Raw genomic sequence first — 19,366 nt, 5'->3', positions numbered from 1 at the left:
CTTCGGGAGCATGAATCCCGATCCCGCGCCCGCCGAGCGCGCGGAGCTGCGCCGCGACGTCTCGGTGTGGGGCTCCTTCATGTGGGGCTACGCGGACGTCGGCGCCGACATCTACGCGGCGCTCGGGCTCGTCATCGCGTACACGATGGGCGCCGCGCCCCTCGCGTTCCTCGTCGCCGGGATCGTCTACATCATGATCGGCTTCGCGTACACGGAGATGGCCGCGACGTACCCGGTCGCGGGCGGGGGACACTACTACGCCTTGCGCGGACTCGGCGATTTCACCGGTTTCCTCTCCGGGTCGGCGCTCCTCCTGGACTACACGATCGACATCGCGCTCTTCTCGGTCATGGCGGCCGGGTACGTGAACTTCTTCGTGCCGTCGCTCGGGAAGGTCTCGGTGACCTGGGGACCGCTCCGCGACTTCAACCCGGTCTGGCTCGGCGAGTCGCTCTTCATCATCGTGATGCTGACCCTCCTGAACATCAAGGGGATGAAGGAATCGTCGCTCTTCAACGAAATCATCGGAGGAATCGACATCCTCACGGAATCGTCCATCATCATCCTCGGGTTCGTCCTCGCGTGGAAGCCGGAGCTCCTCGCGCACCAGTGGACCCACGCGTTCCCGTCGATGAAGCAGTTCATGTACGGCTCCTCGCTCGCCATCATCTCGTTCGTCGGGCTCGAGTCCATCTCCCAGGCCGCGCAGGAAACGCGGCGACCGGCGACGATCGTCCCGCGGACGTCGATCACGCTCATCTTCACCGTCTTCATCTTCGCGCTCGCGTTCTCGACGCTCGCCAACGGACTGCTTCCGTGGGAGGTCTTCCGCGACGCCAAGTCCGATCCCGTCGCGACTCTCGCTCACCGGATCCCCTTCATCGGCGTGGCGGCGGGGCCCTTCGCGGCGCTCCTGGGCGCGACGATCCTTTCGATCTCCGCCAATTCCGGCATCATGTCGGCCTCGCGCCTCTCCTACTCGATGTCGGAGCTGAAGATCCTCTCCCCGTGGTTCGACAAGGTGCACGCCCGGTTCCGCACGCCCGTCCGGGCGATCCTCGTGTTTTCGGCGATCGGCGCCCTCCAGACGCTCCTCGCCTTCCTCTTCGGCAGGGACGAGGCGCTCGACGTCCTCGCCAACATGTACGCCTTCGGCGCGACCCTCGGGTACTTCGTCGTCTTCATCGCGGCCATCCGGCTGCGGTTTTCGGACCCGTACAGTCCCCGGCCGTACAAGATCCCGCTGAACCTCAAGGTCAAATCGAAATCCGGACAGACGATCGACGTCCCGATCCTCGGTTTCTTCGGCGCGGCCTCGGTCCTCTTCGTTTTCGTGGAGGTCGTGCTCACCCACAGGATCGGCCGCATCGCCGGCCCTTCGTGGGTGGCGCTCTGTTTCGTGTATTACGCGTGGTTCCGGAAGAAGAACGGGTATCCCGTCTTCGGCTCCATCCCGCGAAACTGGGAAACGGACCAGAAAGCGATCCTGAAATCCGCCGAGGAATTCGAGATGCTCGAGAAGTACGAAGCGGCGCTCGGCGCCCGCGATCGGGCGCGGGCGCGGGCGGCGGAACGGGAGGAGCCTTGAGGGCGGGCGCCGCGTGGCGCGAACGGCTCCATCTCGGCAACGCCGCCGTGATCGCGGCGCTCGGGGGGGTGCTCGCCTGGCGCGGCACGACGCTCGGGTCCGTCCCGCTCCTCCTCATGGCGGGCGCCTTCGTCGGGTACGGCGTCTTCCGGTTCGCCGCCTGGAGAAAGGCGCGCTCATGACGTCCGGTCTCGCCGTCCATCCCCTCGGCCTCGTGATCGCGACGGTCTTCGCGGTCTCGATGGGAGCGCTCCTCTGGTGGATGATGCATCCCCCGCAACCGGTCCGGCAGGCGGTCGCCCACGCGCTCTATTCCGTGAGCGCCGTGCGCCGGATCCTCGTGCCGGTCGAGGGACGGCCGCACAACAACCGCGCCGTCGAGCTCGCCTGCCGGCTCGGGCAGGAGCAGAAGGCGGAGATCGTGCTCGGCTCCGTGATCGAGGTCCCGATGGCGCTCCCGCTCGGAACGCCGCTCCCGGCCGAGGAAGAACGCGCGAACGCGCATCTCGCCGACGCCGCCGATCTCGTCCGCCTGCACGACCTGGTGCCGATCGCGGTGCTCGAACGCGACCGGCAGGCTGGGCGCGGCATGGTCCGGATCGCGCGGGACGCCGACGCGGACCTCGCCGTGGTCGGGCTCGATCCTCACCGGGTCGCCGCCGGGGGCATCATCGGCCGCACGATCGAGTCTCTCCTGCGGCAGTCGGGGATCGAAGTCATCATCGACTTCTCTCCGGAGGTCTGATGCGGGGGCGCGACAGGTGGACGAATCCGAAGTACGGGTTCCCCGCGGCCCTCGTCGTGGTGACGGCCACGGTCGCCGTCCTGAAGGCGATCCCCGGGCTGACCGACGCCGCCGACGCGCTCGGCCTCATTCTCGCGGTCTTTCTCGTCGCGTGGATCTGGGAGAGCGGCCCCGGAATCGCGGCGGCGCTGCTGGCGACCCTCGCGCTCAACTTCTTCTTCCTCCCTCCCCTGTACACGCTGACGATCGCCGACCCGCGGAACGTCGTGGCCCTCCTCGTCTTCCTCGCCGCCGGACTCGCGATCGGGCGGCTTTCCGCGCTCGCCCGCCTGCGGCTCCGGCTCCTCGAACGCGAGCGCGGCGACCTCCTGACGTTGACGGACCTCTCGCAGGCCTTCCTGGCCGACACGAACCGCGAGGCGCTCCTCGGAACGCTCGCGGAGCGGGTCCGGCGGGCCCTCGAGTGCGACCAGGCGGCGATCTACCTCGACGACGGGCGGGGGCAGCTCGTCAACGCCGCCTCTTCCGGAGGCGGCGAGCTGAGGGCGGATCTCGCCGAAATCGCCTACCGCCAGGGAAACTCGGCGGCCTTCCCGTCCGCCGCCGGCGGCACCGACGTCTATCTCCCGGTTCCCCTCGGGGTCCACCGGGTCGGCGCGCTCGCGGTCCGCGGCGCCCGGAGGAGCGAACGGATGGCGGAGGGGTGCGCCGCCCTGATCGGCCTCGCGCTCGAGCGGGAAAAGTTCCTGAGGATCGCGCGAGAAGCCGAAGGCGCCCGGGCCCGGGACGAGATGAAATCGACCCTCTTCGCGACCCTCGGGCACGACCTCAAGACGCCGCTCGCCGCCGCGCGCGGGTCGGTCGAGAACTGGGAGCGTCGCGCCGGCGAAACCGGCGAGTCCCGCGAGGTCGTCGGCGCCCTCGAGCGCCTCACGCGGCTCGTGGAGGACCTCCTGAACGTCGTCCGTCTGGAGGCGGGGACCGCGCGGCCGAGCCGGGAGAGGGTCACGTGCGGCGCGATCGCCGAAGCGGCGGTCGCCCGCTTCGGCGGGGCGCTCGACCGGCAGTCCCTCGTGGTCGACGTCTCCGCCGCGGATACGATGGTCTCGGTCGACCCGGCCCAGATCACCGAAGCGGTCGGGATGGGACTCGAGAACGCCGGCCGCTATTCCCCCGACGGAAGCGAAGTTCGCTTCTCGGTCTTCCGGGAGGGGCCGGACGCCGTCTTTCGGGTGAGCGACGCCGGCCCGGGGATCCCCCCGGCCGAGCGCGATCGCGCGATGGAGAAGTTCGTCCGCCTCGGCGACCGAACCGGAGCGGCCGGCAGCGGCCTCGGCCTCTACATCGCGAAGACGTTGACGGAGCAGAACGGAGGCCGCCTCTCGCTCGCGGCCTCGACCACCGGGGGGACCGCGTTCGAGATCCGGCTCGCGGCGGTGGAGCGGTGAAACGCGTCCTCGTCGTCGACGACGACCCGGCGATCCGCAAGGTCGTCCGGGAGGCGCTCTCCCGTGAAGGATTCGAGGTCGAGACGGCCGCCGACGGCCGGGAAGCGATCGAGAAGGCCGAGGCGGCGCCGTTCGACCTCGTGATCACCGATCTCTCGATGCCGAACGTGGACGGGCACGGGCTGGTGCGCGAGATGCGGAAGAACTCCGACGTTCCGATCCTCGTGCTCACGGTCCGCGCCGAGGAGAAGGCGAAAGTCGCCCTTCTCGACGCCGGCGCGGACGACTACGTCGTGAAGCCCTTCGGCGTCGCCGAGCTCCTCGCGCGGGTCCGCGCGCTGCTTCGCCGGCAGGCTCCCGCCGTGGCGGGCCCGCTGCGGTTCGGCGATGTCGAAGTCGACCTGGCCGGGAAGCGCGTCCTGCGCGGCGGCCGCGAGATCCACCTCACGCCGACCGAGTTCGCGCTCCTCGAGACGTTCCTCTCGAAGCCCGGCGCGCTCTGGACGCACCGGCAGCTCATCGCCGCGGTCTGGGAAGGGGGCGAAGGCGTGACGAACGACACGGTGCGCGTTCACGTCGGGAGCCTGCGGCGGAAGATCGAGCCCGACCCGAATCGTCCCCGCCGCATCGTGACGGAGCCCTGGGTCGGCTACCGCTTCAACCCGGGCGAATAGTCCCGATCTTTCGAATTCCTTTCGGGGTTCTTCCGGACACCTTTCGCTCCGCGTGCGCAGAGTACGGGGCGAATGCGAAGAATCGCGTGCCGCCGCTCGCGCGGGCAATGTCTTCTCCTCGGATTCGCCGTTCTCGCGGTCGTCGTCCTCTGGGTCGCCGCGGACATCCGGCTCCGCTGGACCGGCTTTCGGCGCGACGCCTTCTGGGCCGCCGGGATCGTCTTCTATGCCGCGCTCCTCGATGTCGCGCTCGGACCCACGATCGACCATCGCGATCGCCCACCGGCTGATCTGTCCCTTCGGGCACTCGGTCCAGCGCGCAGACCGGGAGCGAGTCCCGATGAATAGCGATCGATTCCGCCGCCGCGCGGCTGACGAAATTCTTCCGCACTTCCTCCGGACTTCTTCCGCGATCCGGAGCGATCGTCAGGTTATGAAGAGAGATTCGTTCGACACTCGTCGTGGGGTGACCGGGTCGCCCGCGGGCGCGACGCCGGGGCGGGGGCTCGCATTTGCCGGCTACGTGATTCTCGGGCGGCGCGCGCTGATCGCCCTGGCGCCGGAGCTCGACCGGCGGTGGCGGAGAGACTGCAGCCGGATGCGGATCGCGGTGTTCGCCTTCCTGGGGTTGCTCCCGGCGGCCCGGATGCATGCCCAGGAGCAGCCCGCGGCGCCGGCGCCGTCCGGCGCTGCCGCGCCCGACCTCGGCAAGGTCACGCTCGGCGGCTACGTCGAAGCCTTCTACAGCTACAACTTCAACACGCCCTCGAACCGGATCACCAACTATCGCGGGTTCGACAATCGGGAGAGCACGTTCACGCTCTCCAACCTGGACTTGAGCGCCGCGTGGCAGAAGGGCGCGGCGTCGGGAAAGGTTTCGCTCCAGGTCGGCCACACGCCGAACACCTATTACCTGTCGGAGCCGGCCTTTCCCAGGACGTCCGCGACCGGCTCGACGGACGCTTCGACATGGAAGTACGTCCAGGAGGCCTGGGTCGGCTACAAGGCCCCGATCGGAACCGGTGTGCTCTTCAAAGGCGGGCTGTTCCTTTCCCCGATCGGCGTCGAAAACATCGCCGTCAAGGACAATTGGAACTGGTCCCGGTCGAACCTCTTCTTCGGTCTCCCCTTCTACCACACGGGAGTCTCGGCAACCTCCGACCTCTCGAAGCAGTGGACCGTGACACTGATGATCTGCAACGGCTGGAACAACGTCGTCGACAACAACAGGGACAAATCGGTCGATCTCGAGGCGACGTTCAAACCGACCGGCACCCTGTCCGTCCACGGCCTCTACTTCGGCGGCGTCGAGCGCTCGACCGGCGCGCCCGAAGGAAGCCCGTGGCGGAATCTCTTCGACCTCTACGCCACGTGGGACGCGACGCCGAGTCTCTCGTTCATTCTCTCCGGCGACGCCGGGTGGGAGGACAACCGCTTCGGCACGAGCTCCTGGGAGGCGGTCGCCGGGTACATCCGGATCAAGCTCTCCGGGAGATTCTCCGTGGCCGCGCGCGCGGACGTCTTCCGGGAGCACGTTCCGTCGAATTCCGAAGGTAGCGCCAGCGCCATCTTCTGGCCGGCGGACCGCGTCGCGTCGCAGACCCTCACGCTCGACTATCACCCCCAGGACCACATCTCGTTCCGTCTCGAAGGAAGGCACGACGGTGCGACGGGCGACATGTATTTCCGTGACCGGGTCTCGGGCGACGGAAGCGCCGCGAATCCCTGGATTCCCAACGCGAAGGCGCAGACGACCGTGACACTCGGCGCCACGACCGGATTCTGAGGGAGGACCGAAAGATGGGGGACCTGATCTTCCTCGCCGCGACCGTGCTCCTTTTCGGGGCGTCCGTCTGGTACGTCCGGCGCTGCGACCGGATCTGAAAGGAAAGCCATGGGATGGGAAGACGTTCTCGGGCTCGTCGTGACGCTGTTCCTGCTCGGCTATCTGCTGTGGGCGATGGTCCGCGCGGAGAAAGTGTAGGGCACTTGCGCCATGACGACGATCAACTTCCTCGAGATCCTGGTCTATTTCGCGATCATCGTCGCGATCACGCCACTGATCGGCGGCTACATGACGCGCGTGTTCTCGGGAAGGAAAACCCTCCTCGACGGCCTCTTCCGGCCGGTCGAGAGAGCCGTTTACCGCGTCTGCGGCGTCGACCCGGAGCGCGACCAGACGTGGGTCGAATGGACGATCGCCATGCTCCTGGTCAACGCGGTCTCGCTCGTCGTCCTCTACCTCATGCAGCGGCTGCAGAAATGGCTGCCGCTCAACCCCAATCATTTCGGCAATGTCTCGCCCGACTCCTCCTGGAACACGGCGGTCTCGTTCACGACGAACACGAACTGGCAGGGGTACGCCGGCGAGTCGACGATGTCGTTCTTCACCCAGATGGCCGGGCTCGCCTACCACAACTTCCTCTCGGCCGCGACCGGGATCGCGATCGCGGTCGCGGTCATCCGCGGCATCGCCCGGGAGAAGGCGAAGGGGATCGGGAACTTCTGGTTCGACTGCACCCGCGCGCTCCTCTGGGTGCTCCTGCCGATCTCCTTCTTCGCCGCGATCTTCCTCGTGTCCCGCGGCGCCGTCCAGAACTTCAAGGCGGACGTCCCGGTCACGACGCTCGAGGGGAAGACGCAGAAGATCTCGCAGGGCCCGGTCGCCTCGCAGGAGGCGATCAAGGAGCTCGGCACCAACGGCGGCGGATTCTTCAACGCCAATTCCGCCCATCCCTACGAAAACCCGACCCCCGGCACCAACTTCGTCGAGATGCTGCTGATCTTCGCGATCGGGGCCGGGCTCACGAACACTCTCGGCCGGATGACGGGGTCGGTCCGGCACGGCTGGGCGGTGTTCGCCGCGATGGCGATCCTTTTCTTCGCGGGAGTCTTCGTCGCCGACATCTCGGAACGGCGGGGAAATCCGATCCACCAGAAAGCCGGCGTCGAAGCGTCGGCCGGGAACATGGAAGGGAAGGAGGCCCGGTTCGGGATCGGCGACTCGACCCTTTTCGCGACGGTCACGACCGACGCCTCCTGCGGCGCGATCAACTCGTGGCACGACTCGTTCACGCCGCTCGGCGGCCTCGTTCCGCTCGCGAACATCGCGACGGGCGAGGTGATCTTCGGCGGGGTCGGCGCGGGGCTCTACGGAATGTTCGTCTTCGTCGTGCTCTCCGTGTTCATCGCGGGACTCATGGTCGGTCGCACCCCCGAATACCTGGGCAAGAAGATCGAGGCCCACGAGGTGAAACTCGCCATGCTCTCGGTGCTCATCCTGACGCTCATCATCCTCGGATTCTCCGCCGCGGCGGCGCGCGTCAAGCCCGGGCTTTCGTCGCTCGCCAACGCCGGGCCCCACGGCTTCTCCGAGATCCTGTACGCGTACACCTCCGGCGCCGGCAACAATGGCTCCGCCTTCGCGGGCCTGAACGCGAACACGCTCTGGTACAACACCACGCTCGGCGTCGAGATGTTCTTCGGCCGGTTCTGGATGATCATCCCGATTCTCGGAATCGCCGGATCGCTCGCGGCGAAGAAGAAGATTCCGGAATCCGCCGGGACGTTCCCGGTCACCGGTCCGCTCTTCGCGTTCCTCCTCGTCGGCGTGATCGTGATCGTCGGCGCGCTGACGTTCTTCCCGGCGTTTTCCCTCGGCCCGATCGTCGAGCAGCTCGCGATGAAGGCCGGAACGCTCTTCTAGGAGATCGACGTGGCAAAACCGGAAAAACGCGGCCTGTTCGACCCGGCGATCGTCCGGCCGGCGATCCGCGACTCGTTCGTGAAGCTCTCGCCGCGGATGCAGGCGAAGAACCCCGTCATGTTCGTCGTCCTCGTCGGTGCTCTCCTCGTGACGGGACTCCTCGTCCGGGACGTCGCGCGCGGCGGACAGGTCCTTTTCAACGTCCAGATCGCCCTCTGGCTCTGGTTCACGCTCCTCTTCGCGAATTTCGCGGAGGCGATGGCGGAAGGGCGCGGAAAGGCGCAGGCGGAGACCCTGCGGCGCGGGAAGAGCGAGATGACCGCCCGACGTCTCGGCAAGCGCGGCGACGAGGAAACGGTCTCGGCGACCGCGCTTCGAAAGGGCGACCGCGTCGTCGTCGAGGCCGGGCAGCTCATCCCCGGCGACGGAACGGTCGTCGAGGGAATCGCCTCGGTCGACGAATCGGCGATTACCGGGGAATCCGCTCCCGTGATCCGCGAATCGGGAGGAGACCGCTCCGCGGTCACGGGAGGCACCCGGGTTCTCTCCGACCGGATCGTCGTCGAGATCACGTCGAATCCCGGCGAGACGTTCATCGATCGGATGATCGCACTCGTCGAGGGGGCGCAGCGGCAGAAGACCCCGAACGAGGTCGCGCTGTCGATCCTCCTCTCCGGGCTCACGATCGTCTTCCTGATCGCGACGGTCACGCTCCGGCCGTTCGCGCTGTACGCCGGCGGGCAGGCCGCGACGGCCGTGCTCATCGCCCTGCTCGTCTGCCTCATCCCGACGACGATCGGCGGACTGCTTTCTGCGATCGGGATCGCCGGAATGGATCGCGTCCTCCAGCACAACGTCCTCGCGATGTCCGGCCGGGCCGTCGAGGCGGCGGGCGACGTCAACGTCCTTCTCCTCGACAAGACCGGGACGATCACGCTCGGCAACCGCCAGGCGACGGATTTCGTCCCCGCCGAAGGCATCGCCGTGGAGGCGCTCGCCGAGGCCGCCCAGCTCTCCTCGCTCGCCGACGAAACGCCCGAGGGGCGGTCGATCGTCGTCCTCGCCAAGGAACGGCACGGTCTCCGCGGCCGGCACGTCGCCGGAATGACCTTCATCCCGTTCTCGGCCGCGACCCGGATGTCCGGCGTCGACTTCAACGGACGGAAGATCCGGAAGGGCGCGGGCGACTCGGTCATGGAGTGGGTAAAGGAGCTGGGGGGCCGGAATTCGCCGGAAATCGGCGAGGAGATCAACAGGATCGCCGCGCAGGGTGCGACGCCACTGCTCGTCGCCGACGGCGCGAAGATCCTCGGCGTCGTGGCGCTCCGCGACATCGTCAAGGCCGGCATGCGGGACCGCTTCGACCGGCTGCGCGCGATGGGGATCAAGACGATCATGATCACCGGCGACAACCCCTTGACCGCCGCGGCGATCGCCCAGGAAGCCGGCGTCGACGACTTCCTCGCCCAGGCGAAGCCGGAGGACAAGCTGGCGCTCATCCGCCGAGAGCAGGAGGGGGGAAACCTCGTCGCGATGACCGGAGACGGCACCAACGACGCGCCCGCCCTGGCGCAGGCCGACGTCGGCGTCGCGATGAACACGGGAACCCAGGCGGCGCGCGAGGCCGGGAACATGGTCGATCTCGATTCGAACCCGACGAAGCTCATCGAGATCGTCGAGATCGGCAAGCAGCTCCTCATGACGCGCGGGGCGCTCACGACCTTCTCGATCTCCAACGACATCGCGAAATACTTCGCGATCCTTCCCGCGATGTTCGCCTCGACGTATCCGTTGCTCAACGGTCTCAACGTGATGCACCTGGCGAACCCGCGGTCCGCGATACTCTCCGCGGTCATTTTCAACGCCCTGATCATCGTCGCGCTGATCCCGCTCGCGCTCCGCGGCGTGCGATACCGGCCGATCGGCGCCGGGAGGATCCTGGCGCGGAACCTCGTGATCTACGGGATCGGCGGGATCCTCGTCCCGTTCGCCGGCATCAAGCTGATCGACGTGCTCGTGGTCGCTCTGCGGCTCGCGTGAGGTCCCCGATGAAAGTGATGAAACCGCTCGTTCGCTCGATCCTTTTCGTCGTCGTCACCACGGTGATCTTCGGCGGCATCTACCCCGGAGCGGTCACTCTCGCCGCACGACTGCTCTGGCGCGACAAGGCGGACGGCTCGTTCGTCACCGCGTCGGGACGGACGGTGGGATCGGGGCTGATCGGCCAGCCGTTCGCCGATCCGCGGTACCTCCACGGCCGCCCGTCCGCCGCCGGGAAGGACGGCTACGACGCAACGTCGTCCTCCGGTACGAACCTCGGACCGACGAGCGCGGCGCTCGCGAAGGCGGTCAAGGACGCCGTCTCGGCGGCCCGGGCGGACCGTCCCGGCGACACTCGCCCGGTGCCCGCCGACCTCGTCACCAGCTCCGCGTCGGGCCTCGACCCGCACCTCTCCCCCGAGGCCGCGGGGTGGCAGGCGCTGCGCATCGCGAAGGCGCGGGGCGTCTCCGAGGCCGCCGTCCTTGCGGTCATCGACCGGCACGTCGAAGGGCGCACGCTCGGCTTCATCGGCGACCCGCGGGTGAACGTTCTGCTCGCCAACATCGATCTCGATCGCTCGTTTCCGCGAAAATAGCGAATCGAATGGCATCGGAGCGGCGCACCTCCCCCGAGGATTTCCTCCGGCTCATCGAGAAGGCGAAGCGCGGAAGGCTGAAGATCTACGTCGGCCATGCCGCCGGCGTCGGAAAGACCTACCAGATGCTCGAGGACGCCTCCCTCCTGAAGAAGCGCGGCGTCGACGTCGTCGTCGGATTCGTCGAGACGCACGGGCGCGTCGAAACCCGGGAGAAGCTGGAAGGACTGCCGATGCTTCCGCGCCGCCGCGTCGCGTACAGGGGCAAGGAAATCGAGGAGATGGATCTTCCCGGAATCCTCGCGCGAAGGCCGGAGATCGTCCTCGTCGACGAGCTGGCGCACACGAACGTTCCCGGCGTCGAACACGAGAAACGGTTCCAGGACGTCGAGGAGATCCTCGCGGCGGGGATCTCCGTGATGACCACCGTGAACATCCAGCACGTCGAGTCCCTCTTCGACGTCGTCACCCGGGCCACCGGAGTCGACGTGCGCGAGCGCGTCCCCGACCGTCTCCTCCGGCAGGCCGACGCGATCGTCAACGTCGATCTCCCGTCCGAGGAGCTCATCCAGCGGCTCCGCGAGGGAAAGATCTACCCCTCCGAACGGATCACTCCGGCCCTCGAGAATTTCTTCCGCCCCGAGAATCTCGCCTCTCTCCGCGAACTCGCGATGCGTTCGATCGCCGACCGGCTCGAAGCGGATCGCCGGGCGGGAGTCGACAAGGAAGCGGCGACGATCGGCGCGAAGGTTCTCGTCGCGATCTCGGCCAACGCCGGGACGACCCGGCAGCTCCTCCGGCGGGGCTCGTCGATCGCCGGCCGGATGAACACGAACTGGTTCGCGGCTTACGTGCGGACTCCCGGCGAGCACCCGAACCGGATGTCGGCGCGCGACCACCGGCTCCTCTCGGAGAACGTCACGCTCGCGATGGAGCTCGGCGCCAAGGTCGTCTGGCTCGTCGGGAAGAACGTCGCGCGCGAGCTCTTCGGATTCGCCTCGCAGAACGGCGTCACGCTCGCGGTCTTCGGAAAGAGCCGCCGGTCCTGGATGAGGCGCGCCTTTTCGCGAAGTCCGATCGACGCGTTCGTCCGGGTGGGCTCCGGAATCGACGTCTTCGAGATCGAGACGGAGGGCAGCGATCACCGCGATCGGTGCGGGCTCTGCGAGACCGCGGCCGGGGTGGACGCTCCGGTCTCCGTTCCGGAAGCGACGAGGCACCGCGAGAGCCGCGTGGGACCCGCCGGGCCCGGAGGCATGCTCGACTTCCGTCGGAGGGCGCGGCGACCGAGGACGCGCGGATCCCCGCGAGAGATCGCGGCGCCCGCTCTATTCGTACCGCAGCGCTTCCGCGACCTCGATCCGCCCCGCTCTCCGCGCGGGCAGCCACGCCGCGAGGGCGATGACCGCGAGCGCGAAGACCGCGATCGTCGCGACGTCGCGCAGACGAACCTCGAACGGAACGAAAGAGACGAAATAGATCTCCGCCACGTCCGGCGGAAACCGGACGAGGCGGAAGCGCGTCAGCGCCGCGCACACGACGGTCCCCGCGGCGAGGCCCAGCGTCACGCCGCTTCCGCCCAGGAGCATTCCGAGCCTCAGGAACGCACCGGAAGCGAGCCGGGGAGGGGCTCCGAGCGCCGACAGGACCCCGATGTCGCGCTTCTTCTCCTGGACGTTCATCACCAGGGTGGCGACGATCGTGAAGGTCGAGACCGCGACGATGAGGCCGATGACGAGGAAGAGGGTGATTTTCTGGACGGTCAGGGCGGAGAAGAGGCTGCCGTTCAACGACCGCCAGTCCGTCACGCTGTATCCCTCCCCGAGAATCTCGCGGACGCGGGCGGTCGCCTCCGGCGTGCGGTCGATCGTGTCGAGCTTCACTTCGAGGACGTTCGCCGGCGCCGGAAAGCGGGCGAGCGCCCGCGCGGCCGCGCGCGAGACGAACACCCACTCCGAGTCGTACTCGAAGAAGTTCGTCCGGAAGACTTCGGACACGCGGAACGCGCGCCGGCGGAGCGTGAAACCCGCGCCGCGGCGGGAGGTGTCCGGAACGGTCAACAGCACGGTCGCGCCCTCTCCCACGCGAAGCCGGCCCGCGAGGTCCGCCCCGATCGCGCATCCTTCGCGGCCGGCGGCGTCGGCCGCGAAGAGGCGGTTCCCCGCTTCCAGAACCCGGCCCACGGGCGCGACGAGTCGCTCGCGCTCGGGATCGATCCCCTTGACCACGGCGTTCAGGCCGTCCGGCTCCGCCTCGGAAGCCGCCGTCCCCTGCCAGTAGATGACCGGCGCGGCCGCCCGCACCCGCCGATAGACCCGAAGCTTCGCCGCGAGGGCGTCGGGGTCCGCGATCCCGGAGGACGTCAGCGGAAAGACGACGACGTCCGCGTTCGCGCCGATCAGCTTTCCCTGGATCTCGTCGCGATAGCCGGAGAGGAGGGCCATCGCGATCACCAGCGCCATCACCCCGAGGGCCACCCCCGCGATGGCGAGGAGGGAAACGCGCGAGACGAGACGCGAGGAGCGCCGGCGGAAATATCGGAGGGCGAGCTCGGACGCGAGCGTCAAGGCCGGACCTTCCCTCGCGCGAGCCGGGGAAAGCGTCGGCGCGATCCTACGGGCATCGACGATCGATCATGCGTCGCGCGAACTCCCCGCCGATCGGGTCGTCGTTCGCCAGAGCGGAAGCGGACGGCTCGATGGATCGCCGCCTCGATCACCCTTCCATCATGGAGAGGAACTCGGCGAACAGCCCCCGGGCATCGTGGGGTCCGGGGGCGCCCTCCGGGTGGTACTGGACCGCGAGCACCCGCCGGCCCGGATCGCGAAAGCCCTCGACGGTCCCGTCGTTCAGGTTCACGTGCGAGACGTGGGTCCCGCCCGGGAGACCCGCGGGATCGACGGCGAAGCCGTGGTTCTGGGACGTGATCGCGATCGCGTGGCGGTCGAGATCCTGCACCGGATGGTTGCCGCCGCGGTGCCCGAACTTGAGCTTGAACGTCGACGCCCCGAGGGCCCGCCCGAGAATCTGATGCCCGAGGCAGACGCCGAAAATCGGCTTCTCGCCGATGAGCGAGCGGGCGGTCGAAACACACGCTTCCAGCGCGGCGGGATCTCCCGGGCCGTTCGAAAGGAAGATGCCGTCCGGCTTCTCCGCGAGGATCTCGTCGCGGGTCGCCGAGGCCGGGAAGACGGTCACGTCGCAACCGGCGCCGTTCAGCAGCCGGCAGAGGTTCCGTTTCATCCCGTAGTCGATCGCGGCGACCCGGAACCGCGCGCCGTCGGGGGCGGGCGAGCGGTAGGTTTCCGAAGTCCCCGCCGTCAGCGCGAGCGCGCTCCCCTCCATCGGCGGGGATTCGAGAACGCGGCGGCGGAGGTCGGTCGGATCGAGGATCCCGGTCGAGATGCCGGCGCGCATCACCCCCTCGGAGCGGAGCTTGCGGACGAGGGAACGCGTGTCGAATCCGAAGAGTCCGGGGACGCCGGCCTCCGCCAGCATGTCGGCGAGCCCGGTCTCGCCTCCGGTTCCGCTCCAGTGCGTCGGGAAATCCCGGGCGAGATAGCCGGCGGCCTGCACCCGGTCCGATTCCTCTTCTCCCCGGCGCGCGCCGTAGTTGCCGACGTGCGATGCCGTCATGACGACGAGCTGCCCGCGATACGACGGGTCTGTGAGGACCTCCTGGAACCCGGTCATCGAGGTGTTGAAGACGATCTCCCCGAAGAACGTTCCCCGGGCACCGACGGCCTTGCCGTGGTAGGCGGTGCCGTCTTCGAGAACGAGGAGACCGGCGGTCACGCGCTCCTTCCCATGACGATCGAAAGCGCGCGGACCTGGTTCATGAGGTCCGCGAACTGCTCGGGAAGAAGGGCCTGGGGCCCGTCCGACAGCGCCGTTTCCGGCTTGTGGTGGACCTCGATCAGGAGGCCGTCGGCCCCGACCGCCACGGCGGCGCGAGAGAGCGGCAGCACCTTGTGGCGCTTGCCCGTCCCATGCGACGGGTCGGCCATGATCGGAAGATGCGAGATCCGCTGCACCGCGGGGATCGCGGAGAGATCGAGCGTGTTGCGCGTGTGGTCGGCGAACGTCCGGACGCCGCGTTCGCAGAGGACGACGTCGTAGTTCCCCTCCGCGAGGATGTACTCGGCCGACAGGAGGAACTCCTCGATCGTCGCCGACATGCCCCTCTTCAGGAGGACCGGACGCTTCAACCGCCCGACCTTCTTCAGGAGCGAGAAGTTCTGCATGTTCCGCGCGCCGACCTGCAGGCAGTCCGCGTACTCGGCGACTTCCTCGGCGGTCTCGGTGTCGAGGACCTCCGTGACGATCGGGAGCCCGGTCTCGGCGCGCGCCTTCGCGAGAATCTTCAATCCGGCGAGTCCGAGTCCCTGGAAGGAATACGGCGACGTTCGGGGCTTGTAGGCGCCGCCGCGGAAGAGCGTCGCCCCCGCCGCCTTGACCCGCCGGGCGATCTCGATCGTCTGCTCCTCCGATTCGACCGCGCACGGGCCGGCCCCGACGACGATCCGGTCGCCCCCGATCTCGACGCCGCCGATCGACACGACGCTCCGCTCGCTCTTCGTCTCCCGGGAGACGAGCTTGTACGGCGCGGAGACGGGAATGATCTCGAGGACGCCCGGCAGGTTCTCGAGGCCGGTCGGGTCGACGGTGCCGCGGTTGCCGGTGATCCCGATCGCGACCCGCTGCGCGCCCGGGATCGGCGTCGCCTTCAGGCCCATCTGCTCGACCGTCTCGATGACGCGGCGGACGGCGGCCGCGTCCGCGCGCGAATCCATGACGATGAGCATCGGTGCTAATATACCCGATCGCACTTCACGGAGAGGTGAGCATGAAACGCGGGACCGGAATCCTCGTCGCGGCCTTCCTGGCGGCCCTCGCCGCGCGTCCGGTCGCGGCCTACGTCGTCGTCCTGAAGGACGGAAGCAAGCTGTTCGGGAAGCAAAAATACACGATTCGGAAGGACTTCGCGGTCTTCACGATGGAGAACGGAAACGTCGCCGAGGTCCCGATGGCGAACGTCGACGTCGCCGCGACCGACAAGTACAACCAGGAGAACGTCGGGAACGTCCTCGTCCTCAACACGCCGAGCGCGAAGGTGCTCGAGACGCCGAAGGCGACCTCGACGGACCGCCAGAACCTCTCCCGCTACATCCAGCAGCACGAGTCGCAGCCGCGCGCGCCCCGGAAGGAGAGCAAGGCCTCGGCGCCGAAGCCGGCGGCCCCGGAGATCGCCGATCCGCTCATCATCCGCGAGGCGATCCGGATCCTCGAAGGGGCGGGCGTGACGCAGTACAAGCTCGAGGTGGGACCGAAAGTCGTGCTGATCGCCGATCAGGAGGACGCGGTCTTCCGCGGGATCTCGGCCGCGGCCAGGCTCGCGCAGGACCTCATCTCGATGGGGAAGACCCCCGCGCTCGAGGTCGAGATCGTCTCGTCGACCGGGAGCGACGGAGGACGATTCCGGATGACCCCGGAAAGCATCAAGGCGCTGACCGAAGGCCAGATGACGGCCTCGGAGTACTTCGTCCAGAACGTCATCTTCTGACCCATGCGCGCCCCGCGGGTCCCGCGTGGGCGGTCCGCGCGTCGGCGAGTCGCGAGTCGAAAGTCCGTATCGACGTTCTTCGATTCAGAACCGGACGCGGCTTGCCGACTCTGGTTCCCTGACTCGCGACTCGTAGACTCGTCACTCGCGACTATTGCGTCTCGCCCAAGTCGGGTACGAGGTGAATTTTCACGTCCTCGCCGGTCCACTCGTGGAACCGGTCGGCGTGCGACGCGACCGACAGGGTCGATTCGTCCTCGTCGATCCGCTCGATCCGGTGGATCGGGAAGAACACCGTCGTCGGGGCGATCCCGGTGTCCTCGCCGCGGGCGACCGAACGCGCCCATGGCTCGAACGATTCGAGCGAGAGCCCGCGCAGCGTCGCGCCCGCGGGCGTGACGGCGCGGAGCAGGCCCCACCATCGCTCGCGCGGCGAGTGCAGATAGACCACGACGTAGGTGTCGGCCTTCACGTCCGCGCCGGAAACGCGCCCTCGGGCGAAGCTTCCGAGAGCTCGATCAGGACGCCCCGCCCGGCCTCCGGGTGCAGGAACGCGACCTTCTTCCCTCCGGCTCCGGGGACGGGGGTTCGATGGATGAGGCGGTAGCCGGCGCGCGCGAGCTCGTCGAGCATCGACTCGAGGTCCTCGACGGCGAAGCAGATGTGGTGGATCCCCGGTCCGCGCCGGGCGAGAAAGCCGGCGATCGGCGAATCTTCCGACGTCGGCTCGAGGAGCTCGATCGACGGCTCGCCCGCCGCCAGGAAAGCGGTCCGGACTTTCTGGCCGGGAACTTCCTCGCGCCGCTCCTCTTTCAGCCCGAGGGCGCGCCAGACCGGGAGCGCCTCCTCGAGCGACCGAACCGCGATTCCGATGTGGTCGAGATGCTTGATCACGGCGCCGCGATCCTCCGGAAGAGCTCGTCCGCGGCAGAATAGGGGTCGACCGCGCGGTCCGTCAAGCGCACGACGTACTCCTCGAGGCCGCTCGGATTGTGCGCGTCGTTTTCGACGGCCCGAAAGAAGCGCGCTTCGAGGAGCGCCCGGAGCCGTGCGCGGGAGCGCCGGAGCCGCCGCTCGCGATTCTCGCCGGTTTCCGCCAGATGCGCGCGGTGCGCTTCCAGCCGTTCGATCACCGCCGCGGTCCCTTCGTTCTTCGTGGCGACCGTCAGGAGGATCGGAGCACGCCATCCCTGCGGTGCCGAAAAATCCAGGTTCATCTTGAGCTCCGCCGCGGCGCGGTCGGCGCCTTCCCGGTCCGCCTTGTTGACGACGAAGAGGTCCGCGATCTCGAGAATCCCCGCCTTGAGCGCCTGGATGTCGTCCCCGAGCCCGGGAGGGACGACGACGACGACGGAATCCGCCGCGCGGACGACGTCGACCTCGTCCTGACCGACGCCGACCGTCTCCACGATCACGACCTCGAACCCCGCCGCATCGAGAACGTCGACCGCGTCGTTGGTCGCCCGGGACAGTCCGCCGAGCGCGCCGCGCGTCGCCATGGACCGGATGAAAACTCCGGGGTCGGCGTCGAGCTCGCTCATGCGGATCCGGTCTCCGAGGATGGCCCCCCCGGAGAAGGGGGAGGACGGGTCGATCGCGACGATCCCGACCCGCCGCCCCTGTTCCCGGTACGCCCGGGCCATCCGGGTGACGAGAGTCGATTTCCCGGCGCCGGGAGGACCCGTCACGCCGATCACCCGCGCGCGGCCGGTCGACGGGAAGATCTCGCGAACGAGCCCCGCGAGATCGGAGCCGCGTTCGACGCGCGAGATCGCGCGGCCGATCGCGCGGGGATCCCCGGCGAGGACCCCGCGGGTGAGCGGATCGGTCAAAGGCCGCTCAGGATCTGCCGGGCGATGACGAGCTTCTGGATTTCCGTCGTGCCCTCGCCGATCGTGCAGAGCTTGACGTCGCGAAAGAACTTTTCGACCGGGTAGTCCTTCACGAACCCGTATCCCCCGTGGATCTGGAGGGCGCGGTCCGCGACGCGCACGCACATCTCCCCCGCGAAGTACTTCGCCATGGAGGCGAGTTTCGTCACTTTCGCTCCGGCGTCCCGCGCCGCCGCGGCCCGACGCGTGAGCAGGGTCGCCGCGTCGATGTCCGTCGCCATTTCGGCCAGGTAGAACTGGATCGCCTCGAACTCCGAGAGGGCGCGACCGAACTGCCGCCTCTGCTGCGAGTAGGAGAGCGCCGCTTCGAACGCGCCGCGGGCCATTCCGATCGCGAGCGCCGCGATCCCGATCCGGCCGCCGTCGAGGATCTGGAGCGCCTGCTTGAACCCTTCCTCCTCCCCGCCGATCAAGGCGTCCGCGGGGAGACGGCAGTCTTCGAGGAGGAGCGTCGAGGTGTCGGACGCCCGCATCCCGAGCTTGTTCTCCTTCTTTCCCGGACGGATCCCGGGCGTGTCCATCGGCACCGCGAACGCCGAGATCCCCCCCTTCCCCTTCGACCGGTCGGTCAGGGCCGTCACGACCGCGATCTGTCCGACCGAGCCGTGGGTGATGAAGGTCTTCTGGCCGTTCAGGACCCACCCGGCGCCGTCGCGCCGCGCGGTCGTCTGCATCCCCCCCGCATCCGACCCGGAGCCGGACTCCGTCAGCCCCCAGGCGCCGATCCACTCCCCGCTCGCGAGCTTCGGCAGGTACTCCTTCTTCTGCGCCTCCGAACCGAACATCACGAGGTGGTTCGTGCAGAGGGAGTTGTGCGCCGCGACGGAAAGCGACACCGAACCGTCGACGCGGGCGAGCTCCTCGATGACGCCGATGTACTGGGAGACGGTCAGGCTCGCCCCGCCGTACGCCTCCGGAACGAAACATCCGAGGAAACCGAGCTCGCCGAGCTTGTCGAAGACGCCGCGCGGAAACGCCTGCGCCTCGTCCCACTCCATGACGTGCGGCCGGATCTCCGCTTCCGCGAAGTCCCGGACGGTGTCCCGGATCGCCCGCTCTTCCTCGGTCAGATCGAAGCTCAAGGGTCCTCCTCGGACGCGCCCGGCGGCTCCCG

Annotated in this window: 21 protein-coding genes; 12 read left to right on the top strand and 9 right to left on the bottom strand. The window is 68.4% G+C overall.

Going from position 1 to position 19,366, the window contains the following annotated elements:
* The first annotated feature begins 10 nt into the window (after positions 1–10).
* From VFS34_06545 to kdpC, 11 genes are all read left to right on the top strand, one after another.
* The gene (locus tag VFS34_06545; GenBank protein HET9794104.1) at positions 11–1,588 is read left to right on the top strand and encodes an APC family permease; all 1,578 of its coding nucleotides are present in this window, start codon (positions 11–13) and stop codon (positions 1,586–1,588) included.
* The gene (locus VFS34_06540; GenBank protein HET9794103.1) at positions 1,585–1,770 is read left to right on the top strand and encodes a hypothetical protein; all 186 of its coding nucleotides are present in this window, start codon (positions 1,585–1,587) and stop codon (positions 1,768–1,770) included. The genes VFS34_06545 and VFS34_06540 overlap by 4 nt, the downstream gene beginning before the upstream one ends.
* Entirely contained in the window at positions 1,767–2,333 is a 567-nt protein-coding gene (locus VFS34_06535) for a universal stress protein (GenBank protein ID HET9794102.1), read from the top strand. The genes VFS34_06540 and VFS34_06535 overlap by 4 nt, the downstream gene beginning before the upstream one ends.
* Positions 2,333–3,781, top strand: coding sequence for a DUF4118 domain-containing protein (locus VFS34_06530; protein ID HET9794101.1), 1,449 nt, complete (start codon positions 2,333–2,335; stop codon positions 3,779–3,781). The genes VFS34_06535 and VFS34_06530 overlap by 1 nt, the downstream gene beginning before the upstream one ends.
* Entirely contained in the window at positions 3,778–4,455 is a 678-nt protein-coding gene (locus VFS34_06525; GenBank protein HET9794100.1) for a response regulator transcription factor, read from the top strand. Before VFS34_06530 ends, VFS34_06525 begins: the two co-directional genes overlap by 4 nt.
* A 72-nt stretch (positions 4,456–4,527) precedes the next feature.
* Positions 4,528–4,803, top strand: coding sequence for a hypothetical protein (locus VFS34_06520; protein ID HET9794099.1), 276 nt, complete (start codon positions 4,528–4,530; stop codon positions 4,801–4,803).
* Positions 4,804–4,921: 118 nt separating this feature from the next.
* Positions 4,922–6,241, top strand: coding sequence for an outer membrane beta-barrel protein (locus VFS34_06515; GenBank protein HET9794098.1), 1,320 nt, complete (start codon positions 4,922–4,924; stop codon positions 6,239–6,241).
* Between the two features lie 108 nt (positions 6,242–6,349).
* On the top strand, positions 6,350–6,439 hold the full coding sequence (locus VFS34_06510; protein HET9794097.1) for a potassium-transporting ATPase subunit F: 90 nt from the start codon (positions 6,350–6,352) through the stop codon (positions 6,437–6,439).
* A 12-nt stretch (positions 6,440–6,451) separates the two neighbouring features.
* Positions 6,452–8,161: a potassium-transporting ATPase subunit KdpA gene (gene kdpA, locus VFS34_06505; GenBank protein HET9794096.1), complete on the top strand. Its 1,710-nt coding sequence runs from the start codon at positions 6,452–6,454 to the stop codon at positions 8,159–8,161.
* Positions 8,162–8,170: 9 nt separating this feature from the next.
* Entirely contained in the window at positions 8,171–10,201 is a 2,031-nt protein-coding gene (kdpB, locus tag VFS34_06500) for a potassium-transporting ATPase subunit KdpB (GenBank protein HET9794095.1), read from the top strand.
* Between the two features lie 8 nt (positions 10,202–10,209).
* A complete protein-coding gene (gene kdpC, locus VFS34_06495; GenBank protein ID HET9794094.1) occupies positions 10,210–10,797 on the top strand; it encodes a potassium-transporting ATPase subunit KdpC in 588 nt (195 codons plus the stop codon).
* A gap of 118 nt (positions 10,798–10,915) precedes the next feature.
* Here the strand turns inward: kdpC and VFS34_06490 are convergent, their stop codons facing one another.
* The 5 genes from VFS34_06490 to aroF form a co-directional block, all read right to left on the bottom strand.
* Positions 10,916–11,365: a hypothetical protein gene (locus VFS34_06490; GenBank protein ID HET9794093.1), complete on the bottom strand. Its 450-nt coding sequence runs from the start codon at positions 11,363–11,365 to the stop codon at positions 10,916–10,918.
* Between the two features lie 279 nt (positions 11,366–11,644).
* Positions 11,645–11,812 (bottom strand): hypothetical protein, encoded by a 168-nt coding sequence (locus tag VFS34_06485; protein HET9794092.1) that lies wholly within the window; start codon positions 11,810–11,812, stop codon positions 11,645–11,647.
* 313 nt (positions 11,813–12,125) lie between these two features.
* Positions 12,126–13,364, bottom strand: a complete 1,239-nt coding sequence (locus VFS34_06480; protein HET9794091.1) for an ABC transporter permease — start codon at positions 13,362–13,364, stop codon at positions 12,126–12,128.
* Between the two features lie 148 nt (positions 13,365–13,512).
* Positions 13,513–14,592, bottom strand: a complete 1,080-nt coding sequence (gene carA / locus VFS34_06475; GenBank protein HET9794090.1) for a glutamine-hydrolyzing carbamoyl-phosphate synthase small subunit — start codon at positions 14,590–14,592, stop codon at positions 13,513–13,515.
* A complete protein-coding gene (aroF, locus tag VFS34_06470) occupies positions 14,589–15,602 on the bottom strand; it encodes a 3-deoxy-7-phosphoheptulonate synthase (GenBank protein ID HET9794089.1) in 1,014 nt (337 codons plus the stop codon). The genes carA and aroF overlap by 4 nt, the downstream gene beginning before the upstream one ends.
* A 41-nt stretch (positions 15,603–15,643) precedes the next feature.
* Between aroF and VFS34_06465 the strand changes: the two genes are divergently transcribed.
* The gene (locus VFS34_06465; protein ID HET9794088.1) at positions 15,644–16,360 is read left to right on the top strand and encodes a hypothetical protein; all 717 of its coding nucleotides are present in this window, start codon (positions 15,644–15,646) and stop codon (positions 16,358–16,360) included.
* Positions 16,361–16,511: 151 nt separating this feature from the next.
* Here VFS34_06465 and VFS34_06460 read toward each other — a convergent pair whose 3' ends face one another.
* From VFS34_06460 to VFS34_06445, 4 genes are read right to left on the bottom strand one after another with little or no spacing between them, the layout of a single operon-like run.
* Positions 16,512–16,832, bottom strand: coding sequence for a hypothetical protein (locus tag VFS34_06460; GenBank protein HET9794087.1), 321 nt, complete (start codon positions 16,830–16,832; stop codon positions 16,512–16,514).
* Entirely contained in the window at positions 16,829–17,254 is a 426-nt protein-coding gene (mce, locus tag VFS34_06455) for a methylmalonyl-CoA epimerase (protein HET9794086.1), read from the bottom strand. The genes VFS34_06460 and mce overlap by 4 nt, the downstream gene beginning before the upstream one ends.
* A complete protein-coding gene (meaB, locus tag VFS34_06450) occupies positions 17,251–18,192 on the bottom strand; it encodes a methylmalonyl Co-A mutase-associated GTPase MeaB (protein ID HET9794085.1) in 942 nt (313 codons plus the stop codon). The genes mce and meaB overlap by 4 nt, the downstream gene beginning before the upstream one ends.
* Positions 18,189–19,334, bottom strand: a complete 1,146-nt coding sequence (locus VFS34_06445) for an acyl-CoA dehydrogenase family protein (protein HET9794084.1) — start codon at positions 19,332–19,334, stop codon at positions 18,189–18,191. Before VFS34_06445 ends, meaB begins: the two co-directional genes overlap by 4 nt.
* Positions 19,335–19,366 lie beyond the last annotated feature (32 nt).

The organism is Thermoanaerobaculia bacterium, assembly GCA_035717485.1.
Lineage (GTDB): Bacteria > Acidobacteriota > Thermoanaerobaculia > UBA5066 > DATFVB01 > DATFVB01.
Note: the sequence above shows the minus strand (reverse complement) of the source record. Positions and strands in the feature narration are given on the sequence as shown.

What these genes read in the sequence shown, in the direction of transcription:
- kdpA (HET9794096.1), top strand. Translation starts at nt 6,452, where the DNA reads ATGACGACGATCAACTTCCTCGAGATCCTGGTCTATTTCGCGATCATC.
- VFS34_06530 (HET9794101.1), top strand. Translation starts at nt 2,333, where the DNA reads ATGCGGGGGCGCGACAGGTGGACGAATCCGAAGTACGGGTTCCCCGCG.
- VFS34_06520 (HET9794099.1), top strand. Translation starts at nt 4,528, where the DNA reads ATGCGAAGAATCGCGTGCCGCCGCTCGCGCGGGCAATGTCTTCTCCTC.
- VFS34_06545 (HET9794104.1), top strand. Translation starts at nt 11, where the DNA reads ATGAATCCCGATCCCGCGCCCGCCGAGCGCGCGGAGCTGCGCCGCGAC.
- VFS34_06490 (HET9794093.1), bottom strand. Translation starts at nt 11,365, where the DNA reads ATGAGCTCCTCGGACGGGAGATCGACGTTGACGATCGCGTCGGCCTGC.
- VFS34_06510 (HET9794097.1), top strand. Translation starts at nt 6,350, where the DNA reads ATGGGATGGGAAGACGTTCTCGGGCTCGTCGTGACGCTGTTCCTGCTC.
- VFS34_06465 (HET9794088.1), top strand. Translation starts at nt 15,644, where the DNA reads ATGAAACGCGGGACCGGAATCCTCGTCGCGGCCTTCCTGGCGGCCCTC.
- VFS34_06535 (HET9794102.1), top strand. Translation starts at nt 1,767, where the DNA reads ATGACGTCCGGTCTCGCCGTCCATCCCCTCGGCCTCGTGATCGCGACG.
- aroF (HET9794089.1), bottom strand. Translation starts at nt 15,602, where the DNA reads ATGCTCATCGTCATGGATTCGCGCGCGGACGCGGCCGCCGTCCGCCGC.
- kdpC (HET9794094.1), top strand. Translation starts at nt 10,210, where the DNA reads ATGAAAGTGATGAAACCGCTCGTTCGCTCGATCCTTTTCGTCGTCGTC.